This window comes from Arsukibacterium sp. (assembly GCF_041616895.1).
In the GTDB taxonomy this organism is placed as follows: domain Bacteria; phylum Pseudomonadota; class Gammaproteobacteria; order Enterobacterales; family Alteromonadaceae; genus Alishewanella.
In genome coordinates this window covers 1-9,818 of the sequence record NZ_JBFJPY010000114.1, presented here as the reverse complement: position 1 = coordinate 9,818, position 9,818 = coordinate 1, and the positions used below count along the sequence as shown (strand labels likewise).

Annotated in this window: 9 protein-coding genes and 1 CRISPR repeat array; all 9 genes read left to right on the top strand. The window is 48.3% G+C overall.

The annotated features are described in order from the left end of the window. A partial coding sequence (gene cas3 / locus ABY802_RS14705; protein WP_372627882.1) for a CRISPR-associated helicase Cas3' occupies positions 1 to 2,741 on the top strand: 2,741 nt, incomplete at its 5' end. Beyond that, complete coding sequence (gene casA / locus ABY802_RS14700; protein ID WP_372627881.1) at positions 2,738 to 4,357, top strand: type I-E CRISPR-associated protein Cse1/CasA; 1,620 nt, start codon at positions 2,738 to 2,740, stop codon at positions 4,355 to 4,357. The genes cas3 and casA, both read left to right, overlap by 4 nt. Further along, positions 4,354 to 4,926 carry a type I-E CRISPR-associated protein Cse2/CasB gene (gene casB, locus ABY802_RS14695; RefSeq protein WP_372627880.1) on the top strand — a complete coding sequence of 191 codons (573 nt, stop codon included), beginning with the start codon at positions 4,354 to 4,356 and terminating at the stop codon, positions 4,924 to 4,926. The genes casA and casB overlap by 4 nt, the downstream gene beginning before the upstream one ends. A gap of 32 nt (positions 4,927 to 4,958) precedes the next feature. Further along, complete coding sequence (gene cas7e, locus ABY802_RS14690) at positions 4,959 to 5,993, top strand: type I-E CRISPR-associated protein Cas7/Cse4/CasC (RefSeq protein WP_372627879.1); 1,035 nt, start codon at positions 4,959 to 4,961, stop codon at positions 5,991 to 5,993. Positions 5,994 to 6,006: 13 nt separating this feature from the next. Continuing rightward, positions 6,007 to 6,750, top strand: a complete 744-nt coding sequence (gene cas5e, locus ABY802_RS14685; RefSeq protein ID WP_372627878.1) for a type I-E CRISPR-associated protein Cas5/CasD — start codon at positions 6,007 to 6,009, stop codon at positions 6,748 to 6,750. A gap of 2 nt (positions 6,751 to 6,752) precedes the next feature. Further along, positions 6,753 to 7,454 carry a type I-E CRISPR-associated protein Cas6/Cse3/CasE gene (gene cas6e / locus ABY802_RS14680; RefSeq protein ID WP_372627877.1) on the top strand — a complete coding sequence of 234 codons (702 nt, stop codon included), beginning with the start codon at positions 6,753 to 6,755 and terminating at the stop codon, positions 7,452 to 7,454. A 26-nt stretch (positions 7,455 to 7,480) separates the two neighbouring features. Next, on the top strand, positions 7,481 to 8,314 hold the full coding sequence (locus ABY802_RS14675) for a KilA-N domain-containing protein (protein ID WP_372627876.1): 834 nt from the start codon (positions 7,481 to 7,483) through the stop codon (positions 8,312 to 8,314). Beyond that, positions 8,314 to 9,234, top strand: coding sequence for a type I-E CRISPR-associated endonuclease Cas1e (gene cas1e, locus ABY802_RS14670; protein ID WP_372627875.1), 921 nt, complete (start codon positions 8,314 to 8,316; stop codon positions 9,232 to 9,234). The genes ABY802_RS14675 and cas1e overlap by 1 nt, the downstream gene beginning before the upstream one ends. A gap of 5 nt (positions 9,235 to 9,239) precedes the next feature. After that, complete coding sequence (cas2e, locus tag ABY802_RS14665; RefSeq protein WP_372627883.1) at positions 9,240 to 9,530, top strand: type I-E CRISPR-associated endoribonuclease Cas2e; 291 nt, start codon at positions 9,240 to 9,242, stop codon at positions 9,528 to 9,530. 86 nt (positions 9,531 to 9,616) lie between these two features. Continuing rightward, positions 9,617 to 9,818: a CRISPR direct-repeat array (repeat unit 30 nt; unit sequence TCCGTTCCCCGTAAGCACGGGGATAAACCG).

The following is a 9,818-nucleotide window of genomic DNA, read 5'->3' as shown; positions in this document are numbered from 1 at the left end:
GACAGCAAGGAATAGCAGCAATGATTGAAGCACAAGCTGGGAGCTACTTTGCTTACTGGGGAAAAGCCAAGAAAGACCCTGACCAAGCCGGGCCGGATTATCATTTGCTGGCTTATCATAGTTTGGATGTGGCGGCGGTGGGCTGGCATTTGTTAAACCCCAAAAACAAACTGTGTCAGGAATTAGCGGAATTTATGCAACTTAGCCCGGGGCAGCTACAACGCTTATTTACCTTTGCTTTGGTATTACATGATTTGGGCAAGTTTAGTGGTGCTTTTCAGGCATTAAAAGTGTTTGAGACTGCAGCATTACATCAATTTAAAGTACGTAGACCCTATGATGGTGCTAAAGCAAGGCACGACATGCTGGGCTGGGTGCTGTGGCAAATGGTACTGGAAGAGGGGTTAGATTTACCGCAGATAACTCAACAAACACTATCGCAAGCGACCTTGGATAAAGTGTTCTGCACATTGTTTGATACTACTTGGGGCCATCATGGTAAGCCTATCCGGCCAGGTCGTTTGGGTGAGTTGGAAGATCACTTGGTTGATGCCAATATTCTGCATGCCAAAAACTTTATTGAGGATGCGGCACAGTTACTTCAACCAGAGTGGCCTGCAACTTTTTTTACAGCTGAAGTACAAAGCTGTTTTCGCCAAATCAGTTGGCACCTGGCTGGTGTTGCAATTCTGGCCGATTGGTTGGGCTCCGATACCCGCTATTTTCCTTACAAAGCAGAAGTTTTAAGCCTGGCAGAATACTGGCCAGATGCTTTAGCGCGGGCAGAGCAGGCCATTGCTGCAACAGATCTATTTAAAACTTTTGGCGTGCAACCTTTTACTGGTTTCCAGCAGCAGTTTGGTTTTACCCCAACGCCATTGCAGCAGTGGGCAGCCACAGTGCCAATTGCAGATGGGCCCCAGTTGTTTATTCTGGAAGATATTACCGGCTCTGGTAAAACTGAAGCAGCCTTGACGCTTATCCAGCGCATTATGGCGGCAGGAGAGGCCGACGGCTTTTACTTTGGCTTGCCATCAATGGCAACGTCAAATGCCATGTTTAAACGGGTTACTGCGCACTACCAGCAAATGTATCAGCAAAATGCACCAAGCATAGTACTGGCTCATGGCGCCCGCGATATGGAGCAAAGCTTCAGGGATATTCTGCTACCAAACAGATCAGCAGATGCCAGCTATCAACCGGATGAGCAAACTGCTACCGCAGTATGTAATGAATGGTTTGCCGATTCGCGGAAAAAAGCCTTACTGGCGCCGGTCGGCGTCGGCACTTTAGATCAGGCCTTATTAACGGTACTGCCAAGACGGCATCAGGCACTGCGAATGATCGGTTTGCACCGAAAGGTCCTGATTTTTGATGAAGTGCATGCTGCTGATGAATATATGCTGGTGTTATTACAAGATTTGCTGCAACTACATGCCAGGCAAGGCGGCAGTGTAATTCTGTTAACCGCAACCCTAGCACAGCAACAACGACAACAGCTAGTTGCACGCTGGTTGGAGATTTTAGACCAGCCAATCCAATGTGATCATAACAATGCTTTTCCGCTCGCGACTCATGCCAGTATCGCAGGTGTACAGCAAGTTGCTTTGGCTTCTCGCGCTGATGTCTGCCGTACACTGAAAGTTGCTTTTTTGCATGCTGCCACTGACTGTGTTGCTTCTATAGTAGCCGCGGTAGCAAAAGGGCAGTCGGTGGTGTGGATCTGTAATTCGGTTGCCGATGCTTTAGCCGCTTACAAATTAGTCTCAGCTGCTTTATCTGATCCAACGCAATGTCTGTTGTTTCATAGCCGTTTTGCATTAGTCGACCGGCAACGTATTGAACAACAAGTGCTAGGTATCTTAGGCAAGCAATCCACTGAAGCAGAGCGTAAAGGTAAGGTAGTGATCTCAACCCAGGTATTTCAGGAAAGCCTTGATGCTGATACAGATTTAATGATTTCTGATCTATGCCCAATTGATGACTTAATTCAGCGAGCAGGTCGTTTGCATCGGCATACCCGCAATGCCAATGGGAGCTATCAGGCTGGTATAAAGGATCAACGGCCAGCACCGCTGTTGTACGTGCATTGTCCGGAATTTACTACTGCACCAAAAGCCGACTGGTTATCGGCGCAGTTTCGTAATACGCAGTTAGTGTATCGCTCACCAGGTAAGCTATGGCTGGGGTTACGCGTGTTAACCCGGCAGCAAGCCATTCGGATGCCGGAAGATGCCAGATTGTTGATTGAAGCCGTGTACGGCGAGCATGCCAGCAAAGAAATTCCGGAAGCTTTGTGGCAAGACGAACTGATGCATCATGGTGAAATTCAGCGAAAAGCCAATAAAGCCATGCAGCAAACCATTGATTGGCATCACGGTTATTGTGCCGACAGTGCCGTACAGTGGTATGAAGATGAAACCGAAATCAGTACCCGTTACAGCGATATGGAGACAGTCGAAGTTGTGCTGTTAAAGCGTAACGCCGCCGGCCAAATCCGCCCATGGGCAGATGGGCAGACCCACGCGTTGGCGCTAAGTAAATTAAAACTGCCCAAACACCATGCCGATAAGTTAGCTGATTTTGCTGCACAGCACCCGGCACAAGCTGAGCAATTCAAACAACAATATCGCCAGGCAAAATTTACCCGTTTTTGGTTGGCTGAGGATGATCTAAATTTCAGCTATAGCCAGTTGACAGGTTTTAGCGCTAATACAGATGACAGCAAGGAGGTGGCATGAACTTACTTTTTGAACCCTGGATACCCGTGCGTTGGCATAATGGCGAGCAGCACACTATCTGTTTTAACCAACTGACAGACACTAATATTGCCGACTTTGCGTTTCCAAGAGCGGATTTTCAAGGTGCAGCCTATCAGTTTTCCATTGGTGTTCTGCAGACCTTGTTTGCCCCGCAAAATGAAGAGCAATGGCTTCTGAACTATCAGCAAACACCAGATCTGGAACTTTTGGCCAGTGCGCTTGAAAAAGGCCGTCATGCTTTTGAATTGACTTCTGACAGCGCCAAAGCTGCACTTTTTATGCAGGACTACGATCCGTTGGAGCAAGCCGAAGCAGGCCCAATAGCCGGGCTGTTAATAGAGGCGCCGGGAGCCAATGCCTTAAAGCTGAATACTGATCACTTTATAAAGCGTGCTCTGTGCAACAAAATGTCTTTGCCAATGGTGGCGATAGCGCTGTTTACCTTACAAATTAATGCGCCATCCGGTGGGCAAGGGCATCGTACCGGTTTACGTGGTGGCGGGCCGCTTACCACGCTAGTGTTGCCACATGATGCCAATGCCCCTTTATGGCAGAAGCTATGGCTAAATGTGTTAAGCCGTGAAAAGTTTCCTTATAACGAGCCGGATTTACACAGCACAGCAGTATTTCCGTGGCTGGGGACCACTAAAGAGAGCAAGCAAAAAGGCACTGAGGTTTTTGCCAAAGATGTGCACCCGTTGCATATGTACTGGGCAATGCCACGGCGGATCAGGCTGGAGGTACAACAACGAAGCGCGGTTTGTGATTTAGATGGCAATAAATGCCGACAGTTTGTCAGCAGTTATCGTACACAAAACTACGGCTATAACTACAGTGGCAGTTGGTGGCATCCGCTCACCCATTACCGCACCAATCCGAAAAAGCCGGATGAAGATAATTTGTCTACCAAAGGCCAGCCTGGCGGTGTCAGCTATAAATACTGGCAGGCTCTGACCCTACTTGATGAAGGTGATGGCAGTATTCCGGCAAAAGTTGTTACTGCGTATAGCGCTGGCCGGGATACGTTACTCGGAGGTCGTAGCGGTGAATATCAACGGCTGTGGGCCTTTGGTTATGATATGGACAATATGAAAGCCCGTGGCTGGTATTCAACGGAGTTGCCTTTGTTTAACCTAACTAACCGGCAACGAGAAAAGTTGCTAAAGCATGTGAAGGGTGTGCAGCTTCTGGCTTCAGAGGCCCTGTGGCAGTGCCGCACTCAAATCAAATCAGCCTGGTTTAGCCATCCTGGTGATGTAAAAGGCGATACGTCTTTTATAGATCTGCAGTTTTGGCAACGTACAGAGCAGGCGTTTTATCACACCATAGCCGCAATGTTGGCTGACGATAACCGCAGTGAGCCGTTAACCCCGGAAGCGGCATTACGTTGGCTTTTCGCACTTAAGCATACGGCAACCGATCTATTTGATGAATTGGTGTTATCAGGTAATGACAGCCATAAACATATGGCACGCTTTATTCAGTCACGCCGTGCTATGACAGGTTGGTTTGCTAATGGCAAAGCAGTAAAAAGTTATAAGCAGTTTTATCAAATTCCTACAGCCGTTGATAACAAGCAGGAGGCTTCAGCATGAATGATCATCAACGTGAACTAACACGCCAGGCTTTGCAGCAGGCCGAATACTGGTGGCAGCAAATGACTTTGCCCGCTGAGCAATTAAAGGGAGTTAAAGCGCCAAGCCGGTATCGAGCTGAACTGCGCCGCTGTAATAGTGCTGATGCAGCTATGTTGACCGAAGGCTTCAGAGCGTTATGGCTGGCTCTGCCTGATAGTGTGCGGCAGCACCGAGCTTACAGTATTGAAGCCTGGGCCACGGTAGCGGCTGTGCTTGCGCATATAACCGAAGCGCAAAGCTGTAGTTTTGGTAGTAGCCTCGGCCATTGGGACAGCAAAACAGATAAAGCCGTAGTGAGTGAATTGCGTTTGCAACAGCTACAAGGTGCCCGTAGTAGTCAGGATTTTTTCCGGCGCTTGCATCGCTTGGTTAAACAGTTGGGGGGTAAAGCCAACCCGAAAATGCTAACCCAGGACATTCTGGACTGGTTTGACGAACATTATTCGCAGCAACCGCGTCAGGCAGATAAAAGAGTCGCTGTGCGCTGGGCACTGGATTACTTCAGTCAACAACCCAGAAAAGCTTAAAAACATATTGATAATGAATTAAGGAAAATACCATGAGCAAATTTATTCAACTGCATTTATTAACTTCTTATGCGCCGTCTAACTTAAACCGCGATGATTTGGGGCGGCCAAAAACTGCACGTATGGGTGGCTCTGAAAGGCTGCGCGTCAGTTCGCAAAGTTTAAAACGCAACTGGCGTTGCTCGGATTTATTTGAACAGGCATTAGCGGGCCATATTGGCATGCGCAGTAAACGCTTTGGCGAGCAATTACGGCTTCAGCTAACAACAAAAGGTGTTAATGACAAAAAAGCTTTCGAATGGGCATCGGCTATTGCCGGCCAGTTTGGCAAGCTGAAAAAAGACTCGGTAGAAATAGAACAATTGGCGCATATCAGCCCAACTGAGCAGAAAGCTGCTTTTGCACTGCTGGATAAATTGGTCGCGGAAGACCGCGCGCCAACCACTGATGAGTTGGCCTTGTTAACCAGCACGACAACGGCAGTGGATATTGCCATGTTTGGCCGCATGCTGGCATCCAGCCCGGAATATAATATTGAAGCAGCTTGTCAGGTGGCGCATGCGATTAGTGTGCACAGTGTGGCGGTAGAAGATGATTACTTTACTGCCGTAGATGATTTAAATGATGGTCTGGACGATCGCGGAGCATCGCACATTGGCGAGTCGGGTTTTGCAGCTGCGCTGTTTTACAGTTACATCTGCATAGATAAAGAACTGTTGGTAGAGAATCTGGCAGGTGATCTTGAACTGGCAAATAAAGCCATAGCGGCGTTAGTTGAAGCTGCGGTTAAAGTGTCGCCAAAAGGTAAGCAAAACTCTTTTGCCTCCCGTGCGTATGCCAGCTTTGTGTTGGCAGAAAAAGGTAACCAGCAACCGCGTTCACTATCGGTGGCGTTTTTAAAGCCAGTGTTTGGTGATGATCAGGCGGCAGAGGCCATCAGAAAATTGCGGGAGCAGGCCGATAATTTTGATCGGGTGTATGGTGCCTGCGCAGATAGCCGAGCTGAACTGAACGCCGTTACCGGTGAAGGTAACTTTAATGAATTGGTCGCTTTTATTGCCGATTAATTAAGGAGGCGATATGCAATATTTGGTTTTTCGGTTGTATGGTGCTATGGCCAGCTGGGGCGAAGCCGCTGTGGGGGGCGATCGCCCCTCGGCGACACATCCCAGCCGCTCTGCTGTGCTGGGGTTATTGGCGGCGGCTGTTGGTATTAAACGTAATGAACAAGCAAAACTAAATGCATTGTATCAGTCGGTGCAGTTTGCTGTGAAAGAGTTTAGCGCTGGGGTGTTGGTGCGTGATTATCATACTGCGCAAGTGCCATCGACAGATAAAAAACGGGTGCACCGACATAGAAAAAGTGAGCTGGCAGCACCGGGCTATAAACTAAACACAGTGCTATCAAGCCGTGATTACCGTGCCGATGGTGTTTGGCTGGTGGCCATCTGGTTAACTGATTCCGCGACAGTGACCTTGCCTGAATTAGCTGAAGCTTTGTTAAAACCACGTTTTACGTTGTATTTGGGGCGTAAGTCTTGCCCGTTGGCTGCGCCATTAAGCCCTAAAGTGCTGGATGCTGATTGTTTACAACAGGCGTTAGATAGCGACATTTTACCTTTGCTGAACTCTACTGAGCAGGACAGGAGTTGGTTACGTTATCCCAGGCAAAGTATTTACTACTGGCAGGGCGCAGCTGATTTAATACAGGCTGCCACTGCAGTAGTTCAAAGCCGACAGTTATGGGATGAACCCGGTGACAGGCTCAAGTGGCAATTCTCCAGCCGAACTGAACACCAGTTAACGGTAAACAGGGAGCGTTAAATATGTATCTTTCAAGAGTCCGTTTTCTGCCTGGCAACACTGCGCATAATGCGCTGCTGGCCATTCAACGTAAGGGCAGTTATGCCAGTCACCAGTTATTGTGGCAACTGTTTACCGAGCAGCAGCAACGAAACTTTTTGTTTCGTGAAGAACAGGCCAATGGTTTATCCAGTCAGCGAGGTATGCCGGAGTATTTGGTGCTATCGCAAACAGCACCAATACTTAATACCGAATTATTTCGGGTTGAAACCAAGCTGTTTGCTCCTAAGCTTTCTGCAGGCGACAAACTGGCTTTTCGGCTACGAGCCAACCCAACGGTATCCAGCAAAACTGCTGCGAGTGCAGTCAAAAGAGGGCAGCGGCATGACGTTATGATGCATGCCAAAAAGTGTGCGCAGGCAGAGGGCGTTACTGACTCGCTTATATTAAAACAGCATATGGAGCAGGCGGCACTTAACTGGCTGGTAAAAGATGAACGCGTTGCGCGTTTGGGTGTTCGTTTTGATACGCAACCTACCTTAATGACTTACAATCAACACAAAACCAGTAAAAAAGCGCAGCAGCCGGTTATCAGTTATAGCACCGTTGATTATGAAGGTGTTCTCACCGTAACCGAACCAGAATTGCTGGTAAACCAGATTGCTCAGGGCATAGGCCGGGCCAAAGCTTTTGGCTGCGGCCTGATGTTACTGCGTCGGGTGTAATAACACTACATCACGGAGGATAACCAATGGCGGCAAAATTGGAAGTGCTTGAGCAACAAATTGCTACGGATACCAGGGAGGGGATCGAGTATATCAGCATCACAGATATGGCCCGTTTTAAAAACCCTGATCGAACCGATATCATCATCGGTAACTGGTTACGTAATCGCAATACCATCGAATTCTTAGGTATTTGGGAGCAACTGAATAACCCTAATTTTAAACCCATCGAATTCGATGGGTTTAAAGCCCAAGCCGGGCTAAACAGTTTCACCTTAACGCCAAAACAATGGATTGAGAAAACCGGCGCTATAGGGCTAATCTCCAAGGCCGGGCGTTATGGGGGTACCTATGCGCAAAAAGACATTGCCTTTGAATTTGCCAGTTGGATCTCGGTTGAGTTTAAGCTGTATCTGATTAAAGAGTTTCAACGCTTAAAAGAGCAAGAGTTCCAAAAGCTAGGCTGGGATATCCGGCGCAACCTGGCCAAAGTAAATTACCTTATTCATACCGATGCCATTAAACACAACCTGATCCCTGACACCTTAACCCCAGCGCAAATAAGCCATGTTTATGCTGACGAGGCCGATTTGCTGAATGTGGCGCTATTTGGTGTTACAGCCAGACAATGGCGTGAGCAAAACCCGGGTGTAAAAGGCAATATGCGCGATCATGCTAATGTACACCAGCTGGTGTGCCTGGCTAATCTGGAAACAATGAATGCCTATCTTATCCAGCAAGGTGTTGCTGCAGCAGAGCGCTTGCAACAATTAAATGCGCTGGCCATTTCGCAAATGACAATATTAAGCCGACAGGCGTTATCCTTCAGCATCCTGCCGAAAAGTGATGGCGGTGAGTAATGGCATTTATTCCGCTTAAATCTATACCGCTGAAAGATCGTAACTCGATGATCTTTATCGGCATGGGCCGTATTGACGTAAAAGACGGCGCTTTTGTGGTTATAGATGAAGTAAACGGCGAGCGGATGCATATTCCGGTTGGCTCTATCGCCTGTTTAATGCTGGAGCCTGGCACCCGTATTTCGCATGCTGCGATGAAACTGGCGGCAGAAGTGGGTACCTTAATTACCTGGGTTGGCGTTGGTGGGGTAAGATTTTACTCGGCGGGCCAGCCAGGTGGTGCACGCTCAGACAAACTGCTGTATCAGGCCAAGCTGGCACTGGATGAGAATCTGCGCTTAAAAGTCGTGCGTAAAATGTTTGAACTGCGTTTTGGCGAAGAAGCACCGCAGCGGCGCAGTGTAGATCAGCTGCGCGGTATCGAAGGCGCACGGGTGCGGCAAACTTACCAACTGTTAGCTAAGCAATACGGTGTGCAGTGGCATGGCCGTAAGTATGATCCAAAAGACTGGGAGGCAGGAGATATCGCCAACCAATGTATTAGTGCAGCTACGGCTTGCCTATATGGCATTACTGAAGCGGCGATACTGGCGGCCGGGTATGCTCCCGCCATTGGTTATTTGCATACCGGTAAACCACTGAGTTTTGTTTACGATATTGCTGACATTATTAAGTTTGATACCGTTATACCGCTAGCATTTCGCATTGCAGCAAAAAGCCCTTTCACGCCGGAAAAAGAGATCCGTTTAGCCTGCCGTGATTTATTTCGCACCGATAAAACGCTAAAAAGGTTAATCCCTTTAATAGAGGAAATACTGTCTGCTGGCGAAATTACACCGCCAGAACCTTATCCGGATGCGCAGCCGCCAGCATTACCTGAACCACTCTCAATTGGCGATACCGGACACCGGAGTAGCTAATGAGCATGTGCATGATAGTAACCGAAGCCGTGCCACCCCGATTACGCGGTCGTTTGGCAGTATGGCTTTTGGAGGTTAGGGCAGGGGTATACATTGGTGACGTTAGTCGGCGGGTCCGTGAGATGCTATGGCAGCAAGTGGAGGCCATGGCCGACGATGGTAATGTGGTAATGGCTTGGGCCACCAATACTGAATCTGGTTTTGATTTTCTCACCTTCGGCAAAAATCGCCGCCAACCCGTTGATTTTGATGGACTACGTTTGGTGACTTTCTTGCCAGAAGAAAACAAAACCTAAATGTCAGCCGCTCTTTAACAATCCGGAAAGGTTGGTAGAAAAAAGCAGGCACTTTTTTCTATTACAAATCAGGTATATACTTTTAGTCCGTTCCCCGTAAGCACGGGGATAAACCGTCTTCACAGCCTGCAGAGTTACCCGATGATTTCCGTTCCCCGTAAGCACGGGGATAAACCGCCTTTAATTGTTGATAATTAGCGCCAGTTATTCCGTTCCCCGTAAGCACGGGGATAAACCGGTAATTTAACCGCCAATAATGGCAAACAATAGCCGTTCCCCGTAAGCACG

Excerpts from the sequence above, each read along its gene's own strand:
- casA (WP_372627881.1), top strand. The coding sequence starts at position 2,738 with ATGAACTTACTTTTTGAACCCTGGATACCCGTGCGTTGGCATAATGGC.
- casB (WP_372627880.1), top strand. The coding sequence starts at position 4,354 with ATGAATGATCATCAACGTGAACTAACACGCCAGGCTTTGCAGCAGGCC.
- cas7e (WP_372627879.1), top strand. The coding sequence starts at position 4,959 with ATGAGCAAATTTATTCAACTGCATTTATTAACTTCTTATGCGCCGTCT.
- cas5e (WP_372627878.1), top strand. The coding sequence starts at position 6,007 with ATGCAATATTTGGTTTTTCGGTTGTATGGTGCTATGGCCAGCTGGGGC.
- cas6e (WP_372627877.1), top strand. The coding sequence starts at position 6,753 with ATGTATCTTTCAAGAGTCCGTTTTCTGCCTGGCAACACTGCGCATAAT.
- ABY802_RS14675 (WP_372627876.1), top strand. The coding sequence starts at position 7,481 with ATGGCGGCAAAATTGGAAGTGCTTGAGCAACAAATTGCTACGGATACC.
- cas1e (WP_372627875.1), top strand. The coding sequence starts at position 8,314 with ATGGCATTTATTCCGCTTAAATCTATACCGCTGAAAGATCGTAACTCG.
- cas2e (WP_372627883.1), top strand. The coding sequence starts at position 9,240 with ATGTGCATGATAGTAACCGAAGCCGTGCCACCCCGATTACGCGGTCGT.